General features: G+C 68.3%; 21 protein-coding genes. 7 read left to right on the plus strand and 14 right to left on the minus strand.

All coding sequences use genetic code 11. From position 1 onward, the window contains the following. Window positions 1–47 precede the first annotated feature (47 nt). The 7 genes from A5747_RS08215 to A5747_RS08245 all read right to left on the minus strand — a co-directional run bounded on the left by A5747_RS08215 (window position 48) and on the right by A5747_RS08245 (window position 9,593). Window positions 48–2,249, minus strand: a complete 2,202-nt coding sequence (locus A5747_RS08215) for a malate synthase G (protein ID WP_076123178.1) — start codon at window positions 2,247–2,249, stop codon at window positions 48–50. 290 nt (window positions 2,250–2,539) lie between these two features. Then, the gene (locus A5747_RS08220) at window positions 2,540–3,583 is read right to left on the minus strand and encodes a hemolysin family protein (RefSeq protein ID WP_076123181.1); all 1,044 of its coding nucleotides are present in this window, start codon (window positions 3,581–3,583) and stop codon (window positions 2,540–2,542) included. Continuing rightward, window positions 3,583–4,950, minus strand: coding sequence for a hemolysin family protein (locus tag A5747_RS08225; RefSeq protein WP_076123183.1), 1,368 nt, complete (start codon window positions 4,948–4,950; stop codon window positions 3,583–3,585). Before A5747_RS08225 ends, A5747_RS08220 begins: the two co-directional genes overlap by 1 nt. 212 nt (window positions 4,951–5,162) lie before the next feature. Then, window positions 5,163–6,599 carry a GuaB1 family IMP dehydrogenase-related protein gene (locus A5747_RS08230; RefSeq protein ID WP_076123185.1) on the minus strand — a complete coding sequence of 479 codons (1,437 nt, stop codon included), beginning with the start codon at window positions 6,597–6,599 and terminating at the stop codon, window positions 5,163–5,165. Between the two features lie 53 nt (window positions 6,600–6,652). Continuing rightward, a complete protein-coding gene (gene gndA / locus A5747_RS08235) occupies window positions 6,653–8,122 on the minus strand; it encodes an NADP-dependent phosphogluconate dehydrogenase (protein WP_076123187.1) in 1,470 nt (489 codons plus the stop codon). 89 nt (window positions 8,123–8,211) lie between these two features. Beyond that, window positions 8,212–9,162 (minus strand): M56 family metallopeptidase, encoded by a 951-nt coding sequence (locus A5747_RS08240; protein WP_076123189.1) that lies wholly within the window; start codon window positions 9,160–9,162, stop codon window positions 8,212–8,214. 14 nt (window positions 9,163–9,176) lie between these two features. Further along, complete coding sequence (locus tag A5747_RS08245; protein ID WP_076123192.1) at window positions 9,177–9,593, minus strand: BlaI/MecI/CopY family transcriptional regulator; 417 nt, start codon at window positions 9,591–9,593, stop codon at window positions 9,177–9,179. 329 nt (window positions 9,594–9,922) lie between these two features. On the opposite strand from A5747_RS08245, the gene A5747_RS08250 reads away from it, so the two are divergent. Beyond that, window positions 9,923–10,345: a PaaI family thioesterase gene (locus tag A5747_RS08250; RefSeq protein WP_369805031.1), complete on the plus strand. Its 423-nt coding sequence runs from the start codon at window positions 9,923–9,925 to the stop codon at window positions 10,343–10,345. A gap of 39 nt (window positions 10,346–10,384) precedes the next feature. On the opposite strand, the gene A5747_RS08255 is transcribed toward A5747_RS08250, so the two are convergent. From A5747_RS08255 to A5747_RS08265, 3 genes are all read right to left on the minus strand, one after another. Continuing rightward, the gene (locus tag A5747_RS08255; RefSeq protein ID WP_076123194.1) at window positions 10,385–11,776 is read right to left on the minus strand and encodes an NAD(P)/FAD-dependent oxidoreductase; all 1,392 of its coding nucleotides are present in this window, start codon (window positions 11,774–11,776) and stop codon (window positions 10,385–10,387) included. A 176-nt stretch (window positions 11,777–11,952) separates the two neighbouring features. Then, a complete protein-coding gene (locus A5747_RS08260; RefSeq protein ID WP_076123196.1) occupies window positions 11,953–12,870 on the minus strand; it encodes an LLM class F420-dependent oxidoreductase in 918 nt (305 codons plus the stop codon). 52 nt (window positions 12,871–12,922) lie between these two features. Then, entirely contained in the window at window positions 12,923–13,600 is a 678-nt protein-coding gene (locus A5747_RS08265) for an SDR family oxidoreductase (RefSeq protein WP_076123441.1), read from the minus strand. Between the two features lie 192 nt (window positions 13,601–13,792). Between A5747_RS08265 and modA the strand changes: the two genes are divergently transcribed. The 6 genes from modA to A5747_RS08295 all read left to right on the plus strand — a co-directional run bounded on the left by modA (window position 13,793) and on the right by A5747_RS08295 (window position 19,181). Further along, on the plus strand, window positions 13,793–14,572 hold the full coding sequence (gene modA, locus A5747_RS08270; RefSeq protein ID WP_076123198.1) for a molybdate ABC transporter substrate-binding protein: 780 nt from the start codon (window positions 13,793–13,795) through the stop codon (window positions 14,570–14,572). A 9-nt stretch (window positions 14,573–14,581) separates the two neighbouring features. After that, a complete protein-coding gene (locus A5747_RS08275) occupies window positions 14,582–15,388 on the plus strand; it encodes an ABC transporter permease (protein WP_076123200.1) in 807 nt (268 codons plus the stop codon). A gap of 6 nt (window positions 15,389–15,394) precedes the next feature. Then, window positions 15,395–16,513: a sulfate/molybdate ABC transporter ATP-binding protein gene (locus tag A5747_RS08280; RefSeq protein ID WP_076123202.1), complete on the plus strand. Its 1,119-nt coding sequence runs from the start codon at window positions 15,395–15,397 to the stop codon at window positions 16,511–16,513. 119 nt (window positions 16,514–16,632) lie between these two features. Continuing rightward, window positions 16,633–17,628 carry an alanine and proline-rich secreted protein Apa gene (locus A5747_RS08285; RefSeq protein WP_076123204.1) on the plus strand — a complete coding sequence of 332 codons (996 nt, stop codon included), beginning with the start codon at window positions 16,633–16,635 and terminating at the stop codon, window positions 17,626–17,628. Between the two features lie 182 nt (window positions 17,629–17,810). Beyond that, entirely contained in the window at window positions 17,811–18,089 is a 279-nt protein-coding gene (locus A5747_RS08290) for a GlsB/YeaQ/YmgE family stress response membrane protein (protein WP_076123207.1), read from the plus strand. Window positions 18,090–18,152: 63 nt separating this feature from the next. Then, on the plus strand, window positions 18,153–19,181 hold the full coding sequence (locus A5747_RS08295; RefSeq protein ID WP_076123209.1) for a zinc-binding alcohol dehydrogenase family protein: 1,029 nt from the start codon (window positions 18,153–18,155) through the stop codon (window positions 19,179–19,181). A 7-nt stretch (window positions 19,182–19,188) separates the two neighbouring features. Here the strand turns inward: A5747_RS08295 and A5747_RS08300 are convergent, their stop codons facing one another. The 4 genes from A5747_RS08300 to A5747_RS08315 form a co-directional block, all read right to left on the minus strand. Next, on the minus strand, window positions 19,189–19,950 hold the full coding sequence (locus A5747_RS08300; protein ID WP_076115497.1) for a CPBP family intramembrane glutamic endopeptidase: 762 nt from the start codon (window positions 19,948–19,950) through the stop codon (window positions 19,189–19,191). A gap of 35 nt (window positions 19,951–19,985) precedes the next feature. After that, a complete protein-coding gene (locus A5747_RS08305) occupies window positions 19,986–22,373 on the minus strand; it encodes a phosphoketolase (protein ID WP_076123212.1) in 2,388 nt (795 codons plus the stop codon). Between the two features lie 45 nt (window positions 22,374–22,418). Further along, entirely contained in the window at window positions 22,419–23,264 is an 846-nt protein-coding gene (locus A5747_RS08310; RefSeq protein WP_076123214.1) for an SDR family oxidoreductase, read from the minus strand. Between the two features lie 88 nt (window positions 23,265–23,352). Next, window positions 23,353–24,282 carry an undecaprenyl-diphosphate phosphatase gene (locus tag A5747_RS08315; RefSeq protein WP_076123216.1) on the minus strand — a complete coding sequence of 310 codons (930 nt, stop codon included), beginning with the start codon at window positions 24,280–24,282 and terminating at the stop codon, window positions 23,353–23,355. Between the last annotated feature and the right edge of the window lie 76 nt (window positions 24,283–24,358).

Genomic DNA, 24,358 nt, shown 5'->3' on the forward strand with positions numbered 1-24,358 from the left:
TGCGCGCCGCCTTTCCGTCGAACCATCACATGACCTTGTTGTGGGACTCAGCCGCCTGCCGCGCGGGCTTTGAATTCCCGTCGACGGCGATGCAGGATCGGCTCGGTGTAACCGTTGGGCTGCTGCCCGCCAGCCAGGATCAGCTCTTGCGCGGCCTGGAAGGCGATGTTGTCGTCGAAGTTCGGTGCCATCGGCTGATAGGCCGCGTCCCCGGCGTTCTGCTGATCCACCATCGGGGCCATGCGTTCCAGGCCGGCGCGGACATCCTCTTCGGTGATCACGCCGTGGCGCAGCCAGTTCGCCAGCAGCTGGCTGGAGATGCGCAGCGTGGCGCGATCCTCCATGAGCGCCACGTTGTGGATGTCGGGAACCTTGGACGACCCGACGCCCTGGTCGATCCAGCGCACCACGTAGCCCAGGATGGACTGGCAGTTGTTGTCGACCTCCTCGCGGATCTCCTCGGGCGCCCACGCCAGTTCCTTGGCCAGCGGAATAGTCAGCAACTGGTCGATGTCGGTGCGCTTCTTGCCGGCCAGCTCCTTCTGCACCTCGATGACGTCGACCTTGTGGTAGTGCAGCGCGTGCAGCGTGGCCGCGGTGGGCGAGGGCACCCAGGCCGTGCTGGCCCCGGCGCGCGGCTGGCCGATTTTCTGCTCGACCATGTCGGCCATCAGCTCCGTCATGGTCCACATGCCCTTGCCGATCTGGGCGTGGCCGGCGAACCCGGCCGCCAGGCCGGTGTCGACGTTGTTGTCCTCGTAGCCCAGGATCCACGGCTGGCTCTTCATGGTGCCCTTGCGCACCATGGGCCCGGCCTCCATCGAGGTGTGGATCTCGTCGCCGGTGCGGTCCAGGAAGCCAGTGTTAATAAAAACGACACGATCCGCTACCGCCTTGATGCAGGCCTTCAGGTTGAGGGTGGTGCGCCGCTCCTCGTCCATGACGCCGACCTTCAGCGTGGTCTGCGGCAAACCCAGGACGTCTTCGACGCGGCTGAACAGCTCGGCGGTGAACGCGACCTCGTCGGGGCCGTGCATCTTCGGCTTGACGATGTAGATGGACCCGGTGCGGCTGTTCGTCAGCGGGCCATTGGCGTCGCTGGCCTTGAGGCCGTGTATCGCGCTCACACCGGTGAACAGCGCGTCCATGATGCCCTCGTACACCTCGTTGCCGTCGGCCCCGTCGTTGTCGAAGACGATCGCGTCGTTGGTCATCAGGTGCCCGACGTTGCGGACGAACAGCAGTGCGCGCCCGGGCAATACGAGCTCGCCGCCGTCGGGGGTGGTGTAGTGGCGATCCTGGTTGAGGACCCGGGTGAACGCCTCGCCGTCCTTGTCGACCTGCGCGGACAGGTCGCCCTTGTTCAGGCCCAGCCAGTTGCGGTACGCGGCGACCTTGTCGTCCGCGTCGACGGCGGAGACGGCGTCCTCGAAGTCGATGATGGTCGTCACCGCCGACTCGAGGACCACATCCTTGATCCCGGCCGCGTCGGTCTTGCCGATCGGCGACTCTGGGTCGATCAGGATCTCGATGTGCAGCCCGTGGTTCACCAGCAACACCGACCAATCGGGGGAACCCAGTTCGCCGCTGTATCCCACGAATTGCTCCGGCCGGGCCAGCCCGGTCGAATCCGGCCCGCTAGTGATCTTCAGCTGGCCGTCGTCGATGCTCACGCCCGTCGCTTCCGCCCACGAACCCGACGACAGCGGGACCGCCTCGTCGAGGAACCTGCGCGCGTAGGCGATCACCTTGTCGCCGCGGATCCTGTTGTAGCTCGTGCCCTGCTCGGCGCCGTCGGTTTCGGGGATGACGTCGGTGCCGTAGAGGGCGTCGTAGAGGGAACCCCAGCGGGCGTTGGCCGCGTTGAGCGCAAACCGCGCATTGGTCACCGGCACCACCAGCTGCGGGCCCGCGGTCGTGGTGATCTCGTCGTCGACACCGGAGGTGGTGATGCTGAAATCGGCGGGTTCGGGCTGCAGATAACCGATTTCGGCGAGGAACTCGCGGTACGCCTCGACGTCGATCGGCTCGATGACGCGGTGCCGGTGCCACTTGTCGATCTGGGCCTGCAGCTCGTCGCGCCGCCGCAACAAATCCTGATTCTGCGGGGTGAGGTCGGTGACGACCTTGTCCACGCCGGCCCAGAAGCTGTCGGGGTCGATATCGGTGCCGGGAAGGGCCTCGTTGTTCACGAAGTCGTAGAGCACTCGGGCGACGCGCAAGTTCCCCACCGACACGCGATCAGTCATGTTTCTCCTCCAAAATGGCCTCATTGGACGCCAGTGGCTACTTCGTCAGCCTACCGGCCGGCAGCCCGAGCGAGCGTAACCGCCTTACCCGCAATCGCAGGTCAGGCGCGCGAACAGCTCCGCCCATGGCGCCGGGGCGGACCTTGAGAACCGCTTTCTGGCAACGCATGTACTGCCGGCCAAGACCGTGAGCCCGCCAGCACGTTAGTGCGCCGGCGGCCGTTCAATCATACGGGCCATGGGCCGCGCCCTTCGCCAGGCGGCCCGCGAACGGTGTCACTGCGCGTCGTTCATGACGCGTCGCGCATACTGCCGACCAGGTCCTCGACCAGATCCTCCATCGCCACCATGGCGACCACGTCACCGCTGCCGTTGGTCACCAGCGCCAGATGGCTGTTGCTGCGCCGCATCCGCGACAGCGCGTCGGCGAGCGGCAACGACGTGGGTACCCGCGGCAGCGGGCGCACCAACGCCAGATCGATCACGGTCTCCGGATCGTCATTGAGCGTCAACACATCCTTGATGTGGAGGTAGCCGATGAATTTTCCGTCGCGCGCCGTGACCGGAAAGCGGGAGTAGCCGGTCTGCGCCAAAGCTCGCTCGACGTCGGCGACCTTCGGCCCCGAGCCCGAAGCGGCCACCGATAGCGCCCGCACGTCGTCCAGGGGTACGGCCACGTCGCCGACCACCCGGCTGCCGATCTGCAGCGCGCGGGTCAGCCTGCTGTGCTCCTCGGGATCCAGCAGGCCCTCGGACACCGATTCGGCGATCATCTCGCTGAGCACGACGGGGGAGACCGCGATGTGCAGCTCGTCCTTGGGCTCCACGCCCAGCGCGCGCAGTATCGCGTTGGCGCATTTGTTGTAGAACACGATGAACGGCCGGGCGGCGCGCACGTAGGCCAGGTAGGGCGGGACCAGCAGCATGGCGGTGCGTTCCGGACCGGCCAGTGCGATGTTTTTGGGCACCATCTCGCCGAGCAGCACGTGCAGCGTCACCACCATCGCCAGCGCGATCGCGAACGAAAGCGTGTGCAGCAGCGTCGCGTTCATGTCGGCGAGGCCGAGCCCCCGCCGCAGCAGGTTCGCGACCGCCGACTCACCGATCCGGCCCAGCAGCAGCGACGCCACGGTGACACCCAACTGGGCGCCGGCCAGCATCGACGACAGCTGTTCACCGGCCCGGATCACGGTGACCGCGCGCGCCTTGCCCTGTTCGGCCAGCGCTTCGAGGCGGTCCCGCCGCGCCGAGATCAGCGAGAATTCCGCGCCCACAAAGAACCCGTTCGCCCCGATCAGCAGGATCGCGAGCACCACTCCGAGTGTGTCGTTCATCAGTGGCCACGCCCCATCGCCGGTTCGGCGCGGCCGCGCAGTTCGGTCAGCTCGAGCAGATCGATGCGGCGGCCGTCCATCCGCACCACGGTCGCGCGCCAGGGCATCGACGCGTCAGGCAGGCCGTCCGGGTCCAACGCGGTCAGCTCGACCGTTTCCCCGGCCACCGGGATATGGCCGATTTCGCGAAGCACCAAACCGCCGATGGTCTCGTATGGCCCCTCGGGTGCGCGATACCCGATCGCGGCGGCCACTTCGTCGATGCGCAGCAAACCCGACACCCGCCAACCGCCACCGGCGGCGTACACGTCGGGCGTGGCGTCGTCGTGTTCGTCGCGGACGTCGCCGACGATCTCCTCGATCAGGTCCTCGACGGTCACCATGCCCGCGGTGCCGCCGTATTCGTCGACGACCATCGCGGTCTGCAGGGGATTGGCGCGGATCTCGGCCATCACCGCGTCGCCGTCCAGCGTCGACGGGACCACCGGGACCGGCTGCGCGACCGTCGCCAGCGGCGTGCTCGCCCGATGGGCCCGCGGAATCTTGAAGACCTGCTTGACGTGCACGATCCCGACGGTCTCGTCGAGATCGCCGGCGACGATCGGGAAGCGGGAGAACCCCGACTCCGCGGCCGCGGCGACCAGGTCGCTGAGCGTGTCGTCGGTCTGCAGCGCCACGATCTTGGACCGCGGCGTCATCAGCTCCTCGGCGGTGAGCGCGCCGAACTGCAGCGAGCGGCGTACCAGCGCGGCGGTGGCCGGGTCCAGCGAGCCGCTGCGGGCCGAGCTGCGCACCAGCGACACCAGCTCCTGCGGCGAGCGGGCGGAGCGCAGCTCCTCGGCCGGTTCGATGCCCAGCTCGCGCACGATCCAGTTCGCCGCGCCGTTCATCAGCCGGATCGCCGGGGTGAGCAGCAGCGAGAACAGCAGCTGGACGGCGACGACGGCGCGCGCGGTCGTCAGGGGCCGCGCCACCGCGAGGTATTTGGGGACCAGCTCGCCGAACACCATCGACACCGACGTCACGACCACCAACACCAGAAACGCCATGATCGCGTCGCCCACCCGGTCGGCAATCCCCATCGCGTCGAACCACGGATGCGGCAGATCGGCCACCATGGGTTCGGTCAGGTAGCCGGTCACCAGCGTGGTGATCGAAATGCCGATCTGAGCACCCGAGAGCTGGAACGACAGCCTGTTCTGGGCGCGTTGTATCAGGCGGTCGCGGCGGCCACCGCGGCGCGCGTTGGCCTCCACGGTCGCGCGGTCCAGCGCGGTCAGCGAGAATTCGGCGGCGACAAACACGCCGTTGCCGAAGATGAGCACCGCGATGGCCAGCACGCTGACGACGGTGACGGTGAGGTTCATGGCGGGGCTCGGTTATCGGGATGACGTCGCCGGTCTGGCCCGGGCAGCGGTAGGGAGTCGCCGCCCCGCCCGGAAGGCCCCCGGCTCCAACGGGGCCTCGACGGGTGCCTGCGGCACGTCATCCCTCTCGCTCTAGTACGGTTCCGGGCCGCGCTTCGCTTTGCTGCGGCCCGCAAAGTTCCAGGATTCACATGGTAGCGAAGGCGGCGGCGTCACCAGCCCAGCGGCAGCGGGTGTCCCTCGGCGAATCCGGCGGCGGATTGCACGCCGACGACGGCCCGTTCGTGCAGCTCCGCCAGGTTCGAGGCGCCGACGTACGTGCAGGTGCTGCGCACGCCCGAGGTGATGTGGTCGATCAGGTCCTCGACACCGCCGCGGTCGGGGTCCAGGCCCATTCGCGACGTCGAGATGCCTTCCTCGAACAACGCCTTGCGGGCGCGATCGAACTCGGTGTCGGCGGCGGCGCGGGCCACCACCGCCCGCTTGGACGCCATCCCGTAGCTCTCCTTGTACGGCTGCTCGTCGCGATCGCGCATCAGGTCGCCGGGCGACTCGTAGGTTCCGGCGAACCACGAGCCGATCATGACGTTCGACGCCCCGGCGGCCAGCGCCAGCGCCACGTCCCGCGGATGCCGGATCCCGCCGTCAGCCCACACGTGCCCACCGAGTTGCCTTGCCGCAGCGGCGCATTCGAGCACCGCGGAGAACTGCGGCCGGCCGACCCCGGTCATCATCCGGGTGGTGCACATCGCCCCCGGGCCGACACCGACCTTGACGATGTTCGCTCCCGCGCTCAGCAGATCCCGGGTGCCCTCCGCCGACACGACGTTGCCCGCGGCCAGCGGAACACCCAAGTCCAGCGATGCCACCAGCTTGATCGCCTCCAGCGTCTTGACCTGATGCCCGTGCGCGGTATCGATGACCAGCACGTCGACGCCGGCCTCGACGAGGGAGCGGGCCTTGGCCCCCACATCGCCGCTGATGCCCACGGCCGCGCCGATGCGCAGCCGCCCGGCTGCGTCGGTGGCTGGGGTGTACAGGCCGGTTCGCAGCGCCCCGGTGCGGGTGAGCACCCCCGCCAGCGTGTCGTCCGGGTTGGTCACCAGCGCGACCTCGATCGGGGCATGCTCGAGCAGATCGAAGATTTTGCGCGGGTCGGTTCCGATCGGGGCGCTGACGAAGTCACGGGTGGCGACGTCGCGCACCCGGGTGAAGCGGTCGATGCCGTGGCATGACGATTCGGTCACCAGACCGATGGGCCGCCCCTCGAAGACCACCACGGCCACGCCGTGCGCGCGCTTGTGGATCAGCGCGACCGCGTCGGACACCGAATCGTCGGGCGCCAGCATCACCGGGGTGTCCAGGACGAGGTCGCGGCTCTTGACGAATTCCACCGTCTGTTGCACCGCGGTGATCGGAAGGTCTTGCGGCAGAATCACAATGCCGCCGCGCCGGGCCACCGTCTCGGCCATCCGCCGCCCGGCGACGGCGGTCATGTTGGAGACCACCACCGGGATGGTGGTGCCGGAGCCGTCGCCGGTGGACAGATCGACGTCGAACCGCGACGCCACGTCGGAACTGTTCGGCACGATGAAGACGTCGTTGTAGGTCAGGTCGTACCCGGGTCGGTGCCCGTCCAGAAATCTCATCGCTCTCGCCCCACCGTCTGCAGCCCCCGCTAGGCCATGTTAGTTGGCGCGGGCTAGGCGGGTACTTCGCTGCGGTCACCGCTCCACAGGGTGTGGAACTTCTTGCCGGGGTCCTCGTCGATGCGGCCGTAGGTGTGCGCTCCGAAGAAATCGCGCAGGCCCTGGGTCAGCGCGGCCGGCAGCCGCTCGGTGCGTAGCGCGTCGTAATACGACAGCGCCGAGGAGAACCCCGGGATCGGGATGCCCAACTGCGTGGCGGTAGCCACCACGCGGCGCCAGCCGTCGATCGCGGCCTCGATGGCGCTGCGGAAATACGGCGCCACGATCAGGGTGGGCAGTTCGGGATCGGAGTCGTACGCCTCCTTGATCCGGTTGAGGAACTTGGCCCGGATGATGCAGCCGCCGCGCCAGATGGTCGCGAGATCGCCGGGCGTGATGCCCCAGTCGTATTCGGCGCTGCCGGCCTGAATCTGGTTGAAGCCCTGGGCATAAGCGATGATCTTCGACGCGTACAACGCCTGGCGGACGTCCTCGACGAATTGCTTTGCATCGCTTGGTTTTTCGCCGAGCTGGCCCGACGCCAGCCCGGTGGTGGCCTTGCGCTGGGTCACCGAACCCGACAGCGCGCGGGCAAACACCGCCTCGGCGATCCCGGTGACCGGCACACCGAGATCCAGCGCCGACTTCACCGTCCAGCGTCCGGTGCCCTTCTGCTCGGCCTCGTCGAGGATCACGTCGACGAGCGGCTTGCCCGTCTTGGCGTCGTTTTGGCGCAGCACCTTCGCGGTGATCTCGACCAGGAAGCTGTCCAGGTCGCCGGAGTTCCACTCGTCGAACACGTCGGCGATCTCGTCGGCGGTCTTGCCGAGCCCGTCGCGCAGCAGCTGGTAGGCCTCGCCGATCAATTGCATGTCGGAGTACTCGATGCCGTTGTGCACCATCTTCACGAAGTGCCCGGCGCCGTCGGGCCCGATGTGGGTGCAGCACGGCACGCCGTCGACGTGCGCGGAGATCTCCTCGAGCAGGGGTCCCAGCGATGTGTAGGACTCAGCCGGCCCGCCCGGCATGATCGACGGCCCGTTCAGCGCGCCCTCTTCGCCGCCGGAAATGCCGGCGCCGACGAAGTGCAGCCCGCGTTCGCGCATCGCCTTCTCCCGGCGAATGGTGTCGGTGTAGAGCGCATTGCCGCCGTCGATGATGATGTCGCCCTGTTCCATGGCGTCGGCGAGCTGATCGATGACGGCGTCGGTGGGGTCGCCCGCCTTGACCATGATCAGCACGCGGCGCGGCTTCTCGAGCGCGTCAAGGAATTCCTCGATGGTCTCCGATCGCACGAACTTGCCCTCGTCGCCGTGCTCGGAGAGCAGCGCGTCGGTCTTGGCGACGGATCGGTTGTGCAGTGCCACCGTATAGCCGTGCCGGGCGAAATTGCGGGCGATGTTCGAGCCCATGACGGCCAGGCCGGTGACGCCGATCTGCGCGGTGCCGGTCTTGGAATTCGGCTGGGAATCCGACGAACTCATGTCTTGCCTTTCAGTTAGGCCGCTCCGGTTGGAGAACACTGTGGCACAGCGGAGTGGTCGTCCTCCAAGGGGTTTCGCTTCGCGGTGCGCTAGAGGTTGAACAGCCGCTGCAGCTCGGTGAGCCACGGTACGGCCAGCGCGATGGTGGGCACCACCAGAATGGCCGCCGCGGTCAGGTATGCGGCCGCCGACAGCGCGAGGCTGTTGCCGCGCCCGGCGAGCCGGCGGACCCGCACCACCGTGCTGGGACCGCTCGCGGCCAGCGCGCCCGACGGCGCTAGGCCGGACGCGCAGGCGACCAGCGCGCGGGCCAGGGGAGTGCGCCCGGTGGCGCGCACCGCGGCGTCGTCGGCCAGGAGCTCAACGAGCAGTTGCACGGCCCGAAGCGCGTTGGCGCTGCGGACCAGCCGCGGGAAGGCGGCGTGCACCGCGGTGAAGGCTTCCAGGACGAGGTCGTGCCGGGCCCGCAGATGGGCCCGTTCGTGGGTGAGGATGGCGGCGACTTCGGTGTCGGCGAGCGTGTTCAGCGTTCCTTCGCTCACCACCACGCGGCTGCGCACGCCCGGCAGGCAGTAGGCGAGCGGCTGGGGCACGTCCAAGACGCGAAGGTCACGGGCCCACGCGCACGCCTCGGCCAGCGCCGCATCGTGTCCCACGCCGACCAGGTCGACCACCATGCGGTGGTGCGCACGCCGTCGCCGGTTGGCGATGGCCACCCGTGCCATCGAGATCATCAGTCGCACACCGACCAGCACGGTCAACGCGAAGACGGCGATGTATGCAGTCCACAGCGGCCAGCCAAGCCGGCCCTCGGCACCGATGACGCTGGCCGTGGGCCGCCCGTCGGGGCCGGGCATGAGCACCCGCGTGGCGATCGCGATGCCGGCGCTGAAAGCCGAGAGCACCGCGGCCAGCGCGATGGCCTGCCACAGCACCATCGCGGCCCGGGGAGCGCGCAGCGGCCACGTCGCGCGTGCCAACAATGCCGGCGCCGGGCCGACCAGCAGCACCGCGAGGAGGGTGAAGGCCGCCGCGGACACGCTGCTAGTCTCCCTTACTCCTCAGCGGTAGCGCCAGCCGCTGGCGTTTTGCGTTGGCTTGCTTCCAATTCGGCGAGCGCCCGCCGCAGCGCGTCCGCCTCGTCGGCGCCGACGCGTTCGACGAAGTGCACCAGCGCGGCGTGTCGGTCGCCGGAGTCCTCAGCCTGGGCCAGGGCATCGACCATCAGCCCCGCGACCAGCTCGTCGCGGCCGTGCACGGGCGCGTACCGGTGCGCCCGGTCGTCGCGGATCTGCGACACCAGATTCTTTTTAGCCAGCCGTTGCAGCACGGTCATGATCGTTGTGTAAGCGAGGTCGCGTCGCGCCGACAACGCTTCGTGGACCTGCCGAACGGTCTGGGGTTCCGCCGTGGACCACAGATGGTCCATGACGGCGCGTTCCAGATCCCCGAGCCGTGTCAGTTTGGCCATAGTTCGTCATCTCCTGAGCGTCGCACCAAGCGTACTCCTTGTTTACTACCGACTGTCGTATCGAATGCTGGGCAATGTCTGTGACCACCTCCGGGCTCCGCCGGCGCGGGCGCGGACGCTACAAACCACCCTTGCAATATTAGGGCAGCCTTGCCTATGCTGAGTCCGGTCGAGAGACAACGGACCGCGGCAGAGTCCTGAGGGCTGCAGTGACCCCCGGTCCGTCCAACTCGATAGGCGAGCCCCGTGCCTTTAGCGCACGGGGCTCGCCTGTTTCGGCGGTCGCCGCCGCGGCCTCGCGCCGGCCGGGTTGGCCATGGTGTAGACACATGAGCGTGCCACCGCCGCCCGACGCGAGCGTCCCGCCCGATTTCACGGCCCCGTTCGACAGCGAAATAGGGCTGCAATTCACCGAACTCAGCCCCGACGGGGCCCGGGCGCAGCTTGAGGTCACGCCGAAGCTGCTGCAGCCGATGGGCCTCGTGCACGGCGGTGTGTACTGCTCGATGGTCGAGAGCATGGCCAGCGTCGCGGCGTACACCTGGCTCGCCACGCGCGGCGGCGGGAATGTCGTCGGGGTCAACAACAACACCGATTTCTTGCGGTCCATCGGCTCGGGGATGGTCTACGGCGCCGCGGACCCGATCCACCGCGGCCGGCGTCAGCAGCTGTGGCTGGTCACCATCACCGACGCGGACGGCCGGGTGGTCGCCCGGGGTCAGGTGCGGCTGCAAAACCTTGTGGACACGTAATACCTTGCGCTACAACGGATTCCGGGTGGTGCGAGCGGGCTAACTAGCCCTCCGCGCGGCCTCGGCCGGGCCGCGGGCCTCGGCCGCCAATTCGGCGAGCTGTTCGAGCCGCGTTCGCGCGAACGCCTGCTGGTCGGTGATCGTCAGCTGGCCGCGCCGGGTGCTCAGGAAGGTCACCGTCCACGACAGCAGCGTGGTGATCTTCGTCTTGAACCCGATCAGGTACACCAGGTGCAGCACCAACCAGATCAGCCAGGCGATGAAACCACTGAACTCCAGCGGGCCGATCTTGGCGACCGCGGAGAACCGCGACACCGTCGCCATCGAGCCCTTGTCGAAGTATTGGAACGGCTCCCGCTCCGCCGGGTCGGCGCCGGCGAGCTCGGCCTTGATCGTGTTGGCGACGTACTTGGCGCCCTGGATGGCGCCCTGGGCCACGCCTGGCACGCCCTCGACGGCGGCCATATCGCCGACGACGAACACGTTCGGGTAGCCGGGGATGGACAGGTCGGGCAGCACTTTCACCCGTCCGGCCCGGTCCAGTTCTGCCGGCGACTGCTCGGCGAGATCCCTGCCCAGGCGGCTGGCCTGCACGCCCGCGGACCAGACCTTGCAGGCCGACTCGATGCGCCGCACGGTGCCATCGGAGTCCTTGACCGTGATGCCGTTGCGGTCCACGTCGGTGACCATGGCGCCCAGCTGGATTTCGACGCCCATCTTCTCCAGTCGCGCGGCCGCACGCTCGCCCAGCTTTTCGCCCATCGGCGGCAACACCGCGGGGGCGGCGTCGAGCAGGATCACCCGCGCCCGCGTCGAATCGATGTGCCGGAACGATCCTCGCATGGTGTGTTGCGCCAATTCGGCGATCTGCCCGGCCATTTCGACGCCCGTGGGCCCGGCCCCGACGACGGTGAACGTCAGCAGCTTCCTGCGGCGCTCGGGATCGCTCGACCGTTCCGCCTGTTCGAACGCGCTGAGGATGCGGCCGCGCAGCTCCAGCGCGTCGTCGATCGACTTCATGCCGGGCGCGAACTCGGCGAAGTGGTCGTTGCCGAAGTAGGACTGACCGGCCCCGGCTGCCACGATCAGGCTGTCGTAGGGGGTTTCGTAGGTGTGGCCCAGCAACTCCGACACGACGCACTGGTTGGCCAGGTCGATGTGGGTGACGTTGCCGAGCAGGACCTGGACGTTGCGCTGGTTGCGCAACACCACCCGAGTCGGCGGGGCGATTTCCCCCTCGGAAATGATCCCGGTGGCGACTTGGTACAGCAACGGCTGGAACAGGTGGTGGGTGGTGCGGGCGATCAGTTTGATGTCGACGTCGGCCCGCTTGAGCTTCTTTGCCGCATTGAGTCCGCCGAAACCTGATCCGATGATGACGACGCGATGCCGACGCTTCGGTTCAGCTGTACCTTCTGGCTGCGGGCTCATGTATCCGTTGCTCCTGCCGGGGCTCCTTGATGCGCGAATTCAGTTAGCTACCACGCTAGTCAAGCCGCCACCCGGAAACCCAGATCGTAAGCCTGTGTAATGAACCACACCGGCGGTATTACCGCTGGTCGCCGAACGTGATCCGCGTCATGCCCCGCCGCTCGCGGCGGTCCCGGCTACAGGCCGACCAATGGCCGCAGCGCCTCGCCGGCCGCGGCGATGATGCCGGGTGTGTAGAAGGGCATGTTGATGATCACCCCGTCGACACCGGCGTCCAAGATCTTGGTCTTGATTTGGTCGGCGACCGAGTCGGCGCTGCCGACGACCATGCGCTGGGTCATCTCCGCGGGGATCTGGTCGGCCTTGAAATTCTCGTCGACGACCGCCGTGGTGAGGGTGCTGGTTTCCAGCGTGGCCGGATCGCGGCCGATCTCCTCGCAGCGCTCCCGAACCACCCGCACCTTGGCCGGCAGCTCGTCGAACCCGGCGATGATGTTGAGGTGGTCGAAGTGCCGAGCCGCGAGCGGGATCGTCTTCTTCTCGCCGCTGCCGCCGATCATCAGCGGAATGTGTTCGCGGAAGCGAGGATTGGCCATCGCCTGGTCGGTGTGATACCACTTGCCGGAAAAGGTCGGCCGTTCGCCCTTGATCATCGGCAGGATGATCTGCAGCGCCTCGTCGAGCCGGTTGAACCGGTCGGTGAAGTTGCCGAATTCGAAACCCAGCTGATTGTGCTCGAGCTCGAACCAACCGGTCCCGATGCCCAGGATCGCCCGGCCCTGGCTCACCACGTCGAGCGTGGTGATGATTTTGGCCAGCAGCGTCGGATTGCGATACGTGTTGCCGGTTACCAAGGTGCCCAGTTGCACCCGTTCGGTCGCGGTGGCGAGGGCACCCAGCGCGGTGTACGCCTCCAGCATCGGCTGGTCGGGATCGCCCAGCATGGGCAGTTGGTAGAAGTGGTCCATCACGAAAACCGAGTCGAAACCAGCCGATTCGGCCTCGCGGGCCTGAGCCAGAACAGTGGGGAAGAGTTTGTCTACCCCGGTGCCGTAAGAGAAATTGGGAATCTGCAGACCGAGTCGAATAGCCACGCGCTCTACCGTAGTGCGGCGCCGCGTGACGGGATACGGCTCTTATTCAGCCTCAGGCGAAACTGGCCAGCGCCCCGTGGCTGACGTGCAGCGTCTGGCCGGTGATGTGGCGAGCCGCCGAGGTGGTGAGGAACAGCGCCAAGCGGGCGACCTCCGTCGCGACCGACGGCGGGGTGCGCGAAAGGCCGTCGTAGCCGGCCTGGACACTGCGTCCGCTGGCCACCACGTTGATGGTGATCCCGCGAGTGCCGAAGATCTCGGCCTGGCCGGCAGCCCAATTCGAAAGGGCCGCTTTGATTCCGGAGTCGACGCTGCCCGCGGGCGGGTTTTCCGCCACCACGCCGATGATGGAGCCACCGGAGCGCAGGTGATCGCCCACGGCTTGCACGGTCAGCACCGCCGAAAGCACCGTCGCGTCAAGCGCGCTGCGCCACGCCCGGGCCGTGTCGGACATCGAATAGGTGCGCGGGTCGCCGCCGTCCCAGCCGGGAGCCGGCACGTGGACGATGGTGTCGAGATGATGGGGGAACAGGCCACGCGCCTCTTCGAGACTGGCCGGGTCGGTGGTGTCGCAGACGATCGCGTCCACGTCGAGCTCTTTGGCGGCGATTTCGAGGTCGCTGCGCCGCGCGCCCACGAGGGTCACCTTGTGACCGTCATCGCGGAAGCCCTCGGCCACTGTGCGCCCCAGCTCCGTGTCCCCGCCGGTGACCAGCACTTCCACAGCCATGACCTCCTCATGTTCAACGTTGAACCCCGACGTTGCGGCGTCGATTTCCATCGATGTTACTGGACAGTAGCTATACGGCGAAATTCCAGGCGGCGCGCCGCGCGAATCATTTGAATAACTATTCGGTCGCCACGTTTTTGCGACGATTTAGGCCCCAATCAGGCCGCATCCACGGCGGGTTAGGGTTCATCCATGCGCCGGGTCCTGGCCGTTGGGCTATCCGCGATGCTGCTGACCGCCCTCGTGTCCTGCGGCTCCAAGCCACCCTCGTCGTCACCGTCCGGGCCGCCGCAGACCTCCGGATCGATCGTGGTCTTCGCGGCGGCCTCGCTGAAATCCGCGTTCACCCAACTCGGAGAGCGGTTCAAGACCGAGAATCCGGGCGGCGGCGTCGAGTTCGAATTCGGCGGCTCCTCGGAGCTCGCGACCCAGCTGACTCAGGGCGCGACCGGCGACGTCTTCGCGTCCGCCGACACCGCGCAGATGGACGTCGTCTCCAGGGCCGGGCTGTTGGCCACCAGCGCGACGAACTTCGCCTCCAACACACTGGTGATCGTCACCGCGCCGGGCAACCCGAAAAACATCGTCGCCTTCGCCGACCTTGCCAAACCCGGCCTCAGCGTGGTGATCTGCCAACAGCCGGTGCCCTGCGGATCGGCGACCCAGCGCGTCGAGGACACCACCCGGGTGCGCCTGAACCCGGTCAGCGAGGAGCTCAGCGTGACCGACGTCCTCAACAAGGTCACCAGCGGGCAGGCCGACGCGGGGCTGGTCTACGTCACCGACGCGCACAGCGCCGGAAACAAGGTGACGACCGTCAACTTTCCCGAGGCCGCGGGCGCCGTCAACGTCTATCCGATCGGGGTGCTGAAGAAGGCGCCAAAGCCGGTCCTGGCGCAGAAGTTCGTGACTTTGGTGACCTCCGGCGCGGGTCAGCAGATCCTGGCCCAGTCGGGCTTCGCCAAGCCCTGACAGCCGCTCATGCACCGTCCGACGGATCTGCCCCGCTGGGTGTACATCCCCGCCGCCGCGGGGATCGTCTTCGTAGCATTGCCGCTGGTGTCGATCGCGATCGAGGTCGACTGGCCGAATTTCTGGTCGCTGATCACCAGCCCGTCGTCGCGGACCGCGCTACTGCTGAGCCTGGAGACCGCCTCCGCCAGCACCGCGCTGTGCGTGCTGCTCGGAGTGCCCATGGCGCTGGTGCTGGCGCGCGGCACCGGGCGGCTCGTGCGGCTGCTGCGGCCGCTGATCCTGGTCCCGCTGGTGTTGCCGCCGGTGGTTGGTGGCATCGCATTGCTGTATGCGTTCGGCAGGCTCGGGTTGGTCGGGCGGTACTTGGAGGCGGCCGGCGTCAGCATCGCGTTCAGCACCACCGCCGTGGTGCTGGCGCAGACCTTCGTCTCGCTGCCGTTTCTGGTGATCTCGCTCGAGGGCGCCGCGCGCACCGCGGGAGCCGACTACGAGGTGGTCGCGGCGACGCTGGGGGCGCGGCCCAGCACCGTCTGGTGGCGGGTCACCTTGCCGCTGCTGCTGCCGGGCATGGTGTCGGGCGCGGTGCTGGCGTTCGCCCGCTCGCTGGGGGAGTTCGGCGCGACGCTGACTTTCGCCGGGTCGCGGCAGGGGGTGACTCGCACACTGCCGCTTGAGATTTACCTGCAGCGGGTCAGCGACGCCAACGCGGCGGTGGCGTTGTCGATCCTGCTCGTGGTGGTGGCCTCGCTGGTGGTGCTCGGCCTGGGGGCGCGCAGGCTGACCGGGAACCCGATTGGGATTGGGGCGAGGTAGCCGGCGATGAGCGAGTTGCAGCTTCGCGCGGTTGTGGCCAATCGGCTGCTGGGCGTGGAGTTTTCGGTGTCCGCGGGCGAGGTGCTCGCGGTGCTGGGGCCGAACGGCGCCGGGAAGTCGACGGCTCTGCACGTCATCGCCGGGCTGGTGCGACCCGACGAGGGCGTGGTGCGCCTGGGGGATCGGGTATTGACCGACACGTCGTCCGGTGTCAACGTGGCGACCCACGATCGCCGGGTTGGGCTGTTGCTGCAGGACCCGTTGCTGTTCCCGCACATGAGCGTCGCCGCCAACGTCGCCTTCGGACCGCACAGCCGTCGCAGCATTCGTGGCATGTCGCGTTCCGTTCGCGCCGGACGGCGCGAGACCGCGCTGCGCTGGCTGCGCGAGGTGGACGCCGAGGGGCTCGCCGACCGGAAACCGCGGCAACTGTCCGGCGGCCAGGCCCAGCGGGTCGCGATCGCCCGGGCGTTGGCAGCCGAGCCGGACGTGCTGCTGTTGGACGAGCCGCTCACCGGGCTGGACGTCGGCGCGGCCGCGGCCATCCGCGCGGTGCTGCGCAACGTCGTCACCCGCGGCGCCTGCGCCGTGGTCCTGATAACGCATGACCTGCTCGACGTGCTGACCCTGGCCGATCGGGTGCTGGTGCTGGAGTCCGGGAAGATCGCCGAGATCGGCCCGGTGGCCGAGGTGCTGGCCGCGCCGCGCAGCAATTTCGGCGCCCGCATCGCGGGGATCAATCTGGTCAACGGGACGATCGAAGAAGACGGCGCGCTGCGTGCTCGCTCCGGCGACCACTGGCACGGGATTCCCGCCCACGCCCTCGGCGTCGGGCGGGACGCCATCGCGGTGTTCCCGCCGACGGCGGTGGCCGTCTATCGCGACCGGCCGCACGGCAGCCCGCGCAACTGCATCGAGCTGACCGTCGCGGAGCTGGGAGTCCGCGGTTCCGCGGTCTTGGTGCGCGCCGGTGAGCAGGCCGACGGCGCGCCGGGCCTGGCCGCGGAGATCACCGTCGACGCCGCGTCGGAGCTGCGGCTGGCGCCGGGCCAGCGGGTGTGGTTTTCGGTCAAGGCGCATGAAGTGGCGCTGTATCCGGCGGCGCAACGCCACGCTGATTCGTGACAGGCGGGCGAACTCCACGGATGCGAAACCGGTTGCACATCGGCAACATCGGGAGCACCGGATCGCATCGTCCGCAAGGCACCCTTGCGTCACAGCCGTAACACGGTAGTTTCGTGGCCATGGATCAGGTGGACCCGAACTCGACACGTCGCAAAGCACTGTGGGCGACGCTGGCGATCGCCACGGTGACCAGTGCCAGCGCCGTCACCATCGCGTTACCGGCGTCGTCACACGCCGATCCCGAGACCCCGACGCCGGTCCCGGCAACCACGACCGCCGCACCGCCGCCGGCGGGAGCTCCGGCTCCGAACGCGCAACCGGCGCCGAATGCCCAACCCGCGCCGGGCGATCCCAACGCCGTGCCGCCGCCGCCCGTCGATCCGAACGCCCCGCCACCCCCGGACCCGAACGCCGGGCGCCTCGGCAATGCCGTCGGCGGATTCAGCTTCGTGCTGCCCCCCGGCTGGGTGGAGTCGGACGCGTCGCACCTCGACTACGGCTCGGAGTTGCTGAGCAAGACGATCGGCAACCCGCCGGCGCCGAACCAGGCGCCACCGGTCGCCAACGACACCCGCATCGTCATGGGCCGGCTGGACCAAAAGCTTTACGCCAGCGCCGAACCCAACAATGCCAAGGCCGCCGTCCGGCTGGGCTCCGACATGGGTGAGTTCTTCATGCCGTATCCGGGCACGCGGATCAACCAGGCGACGGCGCCGCTGACCGGCGCCAACGGGCTCACCGGAAGCGCGTCGTACTACGAAGTGAAGTTCAGCGATCCGAGCAAGCCGAACGGCCAGATCTGGACCGGGGTCATGGGGTCAGCTACCGCGAGCCCGCCGCAACGCTGGTTCGTGGTGTGGCTCGGCACCTCGAATGACCCGGTGGACACGAACGCGGCGACGGCGCTCGCGCAGTCGATACAGCCCTGGACGCCACCGCCGGCCGCGCCCGCGCCGGGAGCGCCCGCGCCCGCACCCGGAGCACCGGCCCCCGCGCCGGCTCCAGGCGCACCCGCGCCGGCTCCAGGCGCACCCGCGCCGGCCGCGCCGCCGGCCCAGGCGCCCGCGGGAGAGGCCACTCCCACGCCGGCGCCGCAGCAGACCGAATCCGCCTGACCCGGTTAACGTCGCGCTGCGCATTGGTCGTAGCCGGTAGTCGTGGGGCCGTGGCATCTCTCGTTTTTCGCCTGGAGGATTACCCAAGTCAACTCGGCAATCGCTACAGCCCTGGGGTTGGCTGGAGCCGCACCGGGGTACCCGTCGAGCGTCCCCGCTAATCAATACCTGAAGGAGCCGGCGTGATCCTGCACATCATTTGGATGATCGTCATTGGTCTCGTTGTCGGCGCAATTGCGCGACTAATCGTGCCTGGCAGGCAGCCGTTGGGCATAATAGCGACTGCGCTTCTCGGCATCGTTGGATCGTATGTCGGCGGGACGCTGGGAAGCGTGGTTTTCCCACCGCACAAGTTTACGATTACCCCCCCGATCCACCACTCGTTTTTGGGCGCGATAGTCGGCGCGGTGATCTTGTTGTTGATCTACAAATTCGCGACGTCACGCACGAAAACTTTGTAGGCGCGCCAAACCTGTCATTTTTAGCGTTTCCTAATCGGCGGCACGAGGCAGCAAGATGAACTGATGGCCGCGGCGGCAACCACGACGATGCGCGCGTGGCGAGTGCGTCGGCCCGGACCGATGGAAACCGGTCCGCTCGAGCAGGTCACCGCCGACGTGCCACGCCCCGAGCCCTCCGAGTTGCTGGTGGCCGTGCGCGCATGCGGGGTGTGTCGCACCGATCTACACGTCGCCGAGGGTGATCTTCCGGTTCACCGCGAGCACGTGACACCTGGCCACGAGGTGGTGGGGGAGGTGATGGAAGTCGGCTCAGAGGCGGTCGGTGACGGCTTCGAGGTGGGCGACCGGGTAGGGATTGCCTGGCTGCGCCACACCTGCGGCGTCTGCAAGTACTGCCGTCGGGGCGCCGAGAACCTGTGTCCGGAGTCGCGCTATACCGGCTGGGATGCCGACGGGGGCTACGCCGAATTCGCCACGGTCCCTGCGGCTTTCGCACACCACCTGCCGAGCGGCTACAGCGACAGCGAGCTCGCCCCGTTGCTGTGCGCCGGCATCATCGGATATCGCTCCCTGCTGCGCGCCGAGCTACCGCCCGGCGGCCGGCTGGGCATCTATGGCTTCGGCGGCAGCGCCCACATCACCGCGCAGGTCGCGTTGGCCCAAGGCGCCGAGGTGCACGTGATGACGCGCGGAGCCGAGGCGCAGCAGCTGGCGCGCAAGCTCGGGGCGGCGTCGGCCCAAGGCGCGGCCGATCCGCCGCCGGTGCCGCTGGACGCTGCGATCCTGTTCGCCCCGGTCGGCGATCTGGTACCGCCCGCGATGGAGGCGCTCGACCGGGGCGGGACGTTGTCGATCGCCGGGATCCACCTGTCCGACGTTCCGAGCCTGAACTATCAACGACACTTGTTTCAGGAGCGCGAAATCCGGTCGGTCACGTCGAATACCCGGGCCGACGCGCGGGCGTTCCTCGACTTCGCCGCCGGGCATCACATCGAGGTGACCACGCCGGAATACCCGCTGGCACAAGCGGATCGGGCGCTGGCCGATTTGGCCGGCGGACACATCGCCGGCGCCGCCGTGCTGCTGGTATGACGCGGCCTCAGGTCGACAGATGCCAGACGAGCGCGGCGGCCAGGGCCCCCAGCCCGTTCAGCGACCAATGCAACGCGATCGGCGCGATCAGGCTGCCGCTGCGCCGGCGTAACCAGCTGAAGACGAATCCGGCTGTCGCGGTGGCCAATACGGCCAACGTCACGCCGGCCAGCATCCCGACGAAACCCCCGCCGAACACGCGGGTGAAACCGACGTTGCTGCTCGTCAGCCCCAGCGACGTGGCGACGTGCCACAGGCCGAACAGCAGGGAACCCGCCAGCGCGACCCCGCGAAATCCCCAGGCCCGGCTCAACGCGCCGTGCAGCACACCCCGAAACGCCAACTCCTCGGGGATCACGGTTTGCAGCGGAATGATGACCATCGAGGCGATCAGCGCGCCCGAGATCGTCGCGTAGTGATTATTCATGAACATCGGCCGGGTCATCGGCAGCAGCACACCCACTGCGATCACCGACGCGACCACCCCCACCGCGGCCAGCGCATAGCCGAACCCAGACTTCCAATGCTCACGGCCCAGGCCGAGGTCGGCCCAGTCCAGACCGTTGGCGCGCATCAACAACGCCAGCCCGACCGCGGCGGCGGGGACGGTCGCGACGCTCGCCCAGGGAGTGGTGAAGTGCGCGATCAGGTTGGTGAGCACCAGCACCACGACCACCACGGCGATGTCGAGGTGAACCCGGAAGCGGTGCAGCGCCGAAAGCTGCGACACCACCGGATGGGTGTGGGCGGCCGTCGTCGCGTCGGGCATCGGGCAAGTTTACCCGCGGCCCGCGTCGGCCCAGCTCACTTCGACTGCGGCGACTCCCAGCTCCAGTCGGCGATCGCCGGATCGTCCTCGCCGTGCTCGCGGGTGTAGCGGCGGGCGGCGATGCGCGCGTCCACCATGCGCTGACGAAGGACCGCGGAGCGGTTGGCCAGCCCGTCCACGCGGTCGATGACATCCATGACCAGGTGGAAGCGGTCGAGGTCGTTGAGCATCACCATGTCGAACGGTGTCGTGGTGGTGCCCCGCTCCTTGAACCCGCGCACGTGGATGTGGTGGTGGTTGATGCGGCGGTAACTGAGCCGGTGGATCAGCCACGGGTAACCGTGGTAGGCGAAGATCACCGGCTTGTCGCGGGTGAACAGCGCGTCGAATTCGTTGTCGGGCAAGCCATGTGGGTGCTCGGAGTCGGGCAGCAGGCGCATCAGGTCGACGACGTTGACCACCCGCACGGCCAGGTCGGGCAGTTCGCGGCGCAGGATGTCGGCGGCGGCCAGCGTCTCCTGCGTCGGGATGTCGCCGGCGCAGGCGAGCACCACGTCGGGCTCGGCGGTGGCCGTGCTCGCCCAACGCCAGATCCCCAGCCCGCGGGTGCAGTGCGCGATCGCATCGTCCATCGAAAGGTAGCTCAGCGCCGGCTGCTTGCCGGCGACGATGACGTTGATGTAGTCGCGGCTGCGCAGGCAGTGGTCGGCCACCGAGAGGAGCGTGTTGGCGTCCGGCGGCAGGTAGACCCGGACGATCTCGGCGCGCTTGTTGGCGACCAGGTCGATGAACCCGGGGTCCTGATGGGACGCGCCGTTGTGGTCCTGGCGCCACACGTGCGAGCTCAGCAGGTAATTCAACGACGCGATCGGCTGGCGCCAGGGCAAGTCGCGACTGGTGGACAGCCATTTGGCGTGCTGGTTCAGCATCGAGTCGACGATGTGCACGAACGCCTCGTAGCAGTTGAACAGCCCGTGCCGGCCGGTCAGCAGATAGCCTTCCAGCCAGCCCTGGCACAGGTGCTCGGACAGCACCTCCATCACGCGGCCGTCCGGTGCGAGGTTTTCGTCATCGGGCCCGGTCTCCGAAAGCCACACCTTGTCGGTGGATTCGTACACGGCGTCCAGCCGATTCGATGCCGTCTCGTCGGGCCCCATGAGCCGGAAGCGGTCCGGGTTGCGGGCGATGACGTCGCGCAGGAACGTGCCCAGCACCCGGGTGGCCTCGTGCATCGTCGCGGCGGGTTGTTCGACCTCCACCGCGTAGTCGCGAAAGTCCGGGAGGTCCAACTCGCGCAGCAACAGCCCGCCGTTGGCGTGCGGGTTGGCGCTCATCCGACGGTCACCGCGCGGTGCGATCGCCCGCAGCTCGGCGCGCAGCGCGCCGCTCTCGCCGAACAACTCCTCAGGCCGGTAGCTGCGCAGCCACTCCTCGAGCTGCGCGCGGTGCTCGGGGTTTTCGCGCGTCGCGGCCAGCGGCACCTGGTGCGCCCGCCAGGTGCCCTCGACCCGCTTTCCGTCCACCTCCTTGGGTCCGGTCCAGCCTTTGGGCGTGCGCAGCACGATCATCGGCCACACCGGCCGGTCGGTCGCTCCACCGGAACGCGCCGCGCGCTGAATGGCCGCGATGTCGTCGAACGCGTCGTCGAGGGCGGCGGCCAGCTGCTGGTGCACCGACGCCGGTTGGTCGCCGGAAACCGTGATCGGCCGGTATCCGTAACCGCGCAACAGGGATTCGAGCTCGGTCTGCGGGATTCGCGCCAGCACCGTCGGGTTGGCGATCTTGTACCCGTTGAGGTGCAGGATCGGCAACACCGCGCCGTCGACGGCCGGGTTGAGGAATTTGTTCGAGTGCCAACTGGTTGCCAGCGGCCCGGTCTCGGCCTCGCCGTCGCCGATCACGCACGCGACCACCAGGTCCGGGTTGTCGAACGCCGCGCCATAGGCGTGCACCAGCGCGTAGCCGAGTTCACCGCCCTCGTGGATGGACCCGGGGGTCTGGGCGGCGACATGGCTGGGGATGCCGCCGGGGAAGGAGAACTGGCGGAACAGCCGGCGCAGCCCTTCGGTGTCCTCGCCGACGCCGCTGTACACCTCGCTGTAAGTGCCCTCGAGGTAGGCGTTCGCCACCAGCCCGGGCCCGCCGTGACCGGGCCCGGTGACGTAGATGACGTTGGCGTCGCGGTTGCGGATGATCCGGTTCAGGTGCGCGTAGATGAGGTTGAGTCCCGGCGTGGTGCCCCAGTGGCCCAACAGTCGCGGTTTCACGTGCTCGGCCGACAGCGGCGCGGTCAGCAGCGGGTTGTCCAGCAGATAGATCTGCCCGACCGACAGGTAGTTGGCGGCGCGCCAGTACTTGTCGATGAGGCCCAGTTCGTTGTCGGAGAGTTTCGTGGTCGCGGTCGTTTCGGTTTCTAGGCTCACCCGCCCGATTGTCCGCGCTTCCGATGAACCGGCGCTAGGCGGCGCTCATTCTTCGCCGCGGGCGCGGGCCTCATAGGCGCGGCGCTGTTCGACGTCGACCTCGTCGGTGAAGACGTGCTCGCCGCCCAGCAGGCGGTTGAGACCCTCGCCCAGCCTGCGCGGCATGAACTTCTGCGACGCGACCATCGCGCCCGCCGCCCTGGTGACGCGCACCCGCGGCCTCGGGCGGACGACCAACCCGACGATCGCGTCAGCGATTTCGGAGGGCTCGGCGTTACGGAGTCCCTTGGCGCCCTTGGTGCCCGCGGTCAGCTCGGTGTTGACGAACGACGGCAACACCATCGAGAAGTGCACGCCGGCCGAGCGGTATTCGAGCCTCGCGGAGTCGGTGAACGCGACCACCGCGTGCTTGCTCGCGCAGTAGGTGGCCAGCCCGACGGCGTAGATCTCGCCGGCGAGTGAGGCGACGTTGATGACGTGGCCGGATCCGCGTGGGACCATGCGCTGCACCGCCAGCTTGCTGCCCAGCATCACGCCGTACACGTTGATGTCCAGAATGCGCCGGGTGACCGCGTCGGGCTCGTCGATGATCCGGCCGACGGGCATGATGCCGGCGTTGTTGACCAGCACATCGATCGGTCCGAGCTGACGCTCGACGTCGTCGAGGAACTCCGAAAACGAGTGCGGGTCGGTGACATCGAGCTTGCCGTGGACATCGAGGCCGAGCGCGGCGCCCGACTCCTTCACGCACACCTCGTCGATGTCGCCGATCGCGACCTTGGCGCCCAGGTTGTGCAGCGCGGTCGCGGTGGCCAATCCGATGCCCCGCGCGCCGCCGGTGATCACGATGACCTTGTCGCGGACCTTCAGGCCTACTGCGGTGTCTGCCATGTTGATCCCTTCCGGTCTTAACAGGTGTCAACTATGCGATCCGGTAAGCACAGCACTCGACGTCGGGGTGCGCAATAAGTCCGCTCGCTCAGCGCAGGGTCAGCCACGCCAGGCTCGCGGCGCCGACCAGTGCGCAGTAGACGGCGAACGGTGTCAGCGTGCGCGTTTGGAAGTACCGGGTGAGATAGCGCACGGCGAGGTAGGCGCAGACGAATGACGCGATGCTGCCGGCCAGGACCTGCCCACCGATGCCGCTTCCCAGGGGCCCGAACAGTTCCGGGATTTTGTAGACCCCGGCCGCCAGGATGATGGGCGTTGCCAGCAGGAAGGAGAACCGGGCGGCGTCTTCGTGGGACAGCCCGCGCCAGAGGCCGGCCACGATCGCGATGCCGGAGCGGCTGATGCCCGGCAGCAGGGCCAGGATTTGGGCCGAGCCGATCAGCACACCGCGGCCCAGGGGCAGTTCGGCCAGCCGATTGTCGACGGCCTCGCCGCTGTGCGCGGCCTCTTCCGTGTGCGCGGCCTCATCGGCCGGCGGGTCCTCGTGAGCGGACGCCACGCGGCGGCGCAGGACCTCGCCCGCATACAGGGCGACGCCGTTGAGGAGCAGGAACGCCGCCGCCGGAATGGGTTTGCCCAGCGTCGTTCGGAACAACTGTTCCAGCGCCAGCCCGGCCAGGCCCACCGGGATGGTGGCCAGCACGATCAGCCAGGCCAACCGCTCATCGGGAGTGCGGATCCGGCGGTACCGCACCGAGGACAGGAATCCCGCCAGGATGCGCACCCAGTCGCGCCAGAAGAACACCAGCAGCGCCGCGGCCGTCGCGACATGGAGACCGACGATGAAGGCCAGGTAGGGCGATTGGGGCGCGGACACGTTGAGGTCTCGGGCCCATTGCCCGCCGACCAGTGCCGGCACCAACACCGAGTGCCCGAGGCTCGAGACCGGGAACAGTTCGGTGATGCCCTGGGCGGCGCCGACGATCACGGCTTCGACATAGCTCAAGTGCGCGCTCATTGGTCGGCGGTCTCCATCCGATCGTGGGTCGGCCTGTGACGATAGCCAAAGGCTCGTGGCTTCCCCATGGCCCATG

This window comes from Mycobacterium sp. IS-836 (genome assembly GCF_001954275.1).
Taxonomy (GTDB): domain Bacteria; phylum Actinomycetota; class Actinomycetes; order Mycobacteriales; family Mycobacteriaceae; genus Mycobacterium.

What these genes read in the sequence shown, in the direction of transcription:
- A5747_RS08215 (WP_076123178.1), bottom strand. Translation starts at nt 2,249, where the DNA reads ATGACTGATCGCGTGTCGGTGGGGAACTTGCGCGTCGCCCGAGTGCTC.
- A5747_RS08220 (WP_076123181.1), bottom strand. Translation starts at nt 3,583, where the DNA reads ATGAACGACACACTCGGAGTGGTGCTCGCGATCCTGCTGATCGGGGCG.
- A5747_RS08225 (WP_076123183.1), bottom strand. Translation starts at nt 4,950, where the DNA reads ATGAACCTCACCGTCACCGTCGTCAGCGTGCTGGCCATCGCGGTGCTC.
- A5747_RS08230 (WP_076123185.1), bottom strand. Translation starts at nt 6,599, where the DNA reads ATGAGATTTCTGGACGGGCACCGACCCGGGTACGACCTGACCTACAAC.
- gndA (WP_076123187.1), bottom strand. Translation starts at nt 8,122, where the DNA reads ATGAGTTCGTCGGATTCCCAGCCGAATTCCAAGACCGGCACCGCGCAG.
- A5747_RS08245 (WP_076123192.1), bottom strand. Translation starts at nt 9,593, where the DNA reads ATGGCCAAACTGACACGGCTCGGGGATCTGGAACGCGCCGTCATGGAC.
- A5747_RS08250 (WP_369805031.1), top strand. Translation starts at nt 9,923, where the DNA reads ATGAGCGTGCCACCGCCGCCCGACGCGAGCGTCCCGCCCGATTTCACG.
- A5747_RS08255 (WP_076123194.1), bottom strand. Translation starts at nt 11,776, where the DNA reads ATGAGCCCGCAGCCAGAAGGTACAGCTGAACCGAAGCGTCGGCATCGC.
- A5747_RS08265 (WP_076123441.1), bottom strand. Translation starts at nt 13,600, where the DNA reads ATGGCTGTGGAAGTGCTGGTCACCGGCGGGGACACGGAGCTGGGGCGC.
- modA (WP_076123198.1), top strand. Translation starts at nt 13,793, where the DNA reads ATGCGCCGGGTCCTGGCCGTTGGGCTATCCGCGATGCTGCTGACCGCC.
- A5747_RS08275 (WP_076123200.1), top strand. Translation starts at nt 14,582, where the DNA reads ATGCACCGTCCGACGGATCTGCCCCGCTGGGTGTACATCCCCGCCGCC.
- A5747_RS08280 (WP_076123202.1), top strand. Translation starts at nt 15,395, where the DNA reads ATGAGCGAGTTGCAGCTTCGCGCGGTTGTGGCCAATCGGCTGCTGGGC.
- A5747_RS08285 (WP_076123204.1), top strand. Translation starts at nt 16,633, where the DNA reads ATGGATCAGGTGGACCCGAACTCGACACGTCGCAAAGCACTGTGGGCG.
- A5747_RS08295 (WP_076123209.1), top strand. Translation starts at nt 18,153, where the DNA reads ATGGCCGCGGCGGCAACCACGACGATGCGCGCGTGGCGAGTGCGTCGG.
- A5747_RS08300 (WP_076115497.1), bottom strand. Translation starts at nt 19,950, where the DNA reads ATGCCCGACGCGACGACGGCCGCCCACACCCATCCGGTGGTGTCGCAG.
- A5747_RS08310 (WP_076123214.1), bottom strand. Translation starts at nt 23,264, where the DNA reads ATGGCAGACACCGCAGTAGGCCTGAAGGTCCGCGACAAGGTCATCGTG.
- A5747_RS08315 (WP_076123216.1), bottom strand. Translation starts at nt 24,282, where the DNA reads ATGAGCGCGCACTTGAGCTATGTCGAAGCCGTGATCGTCGGCGCCGCC.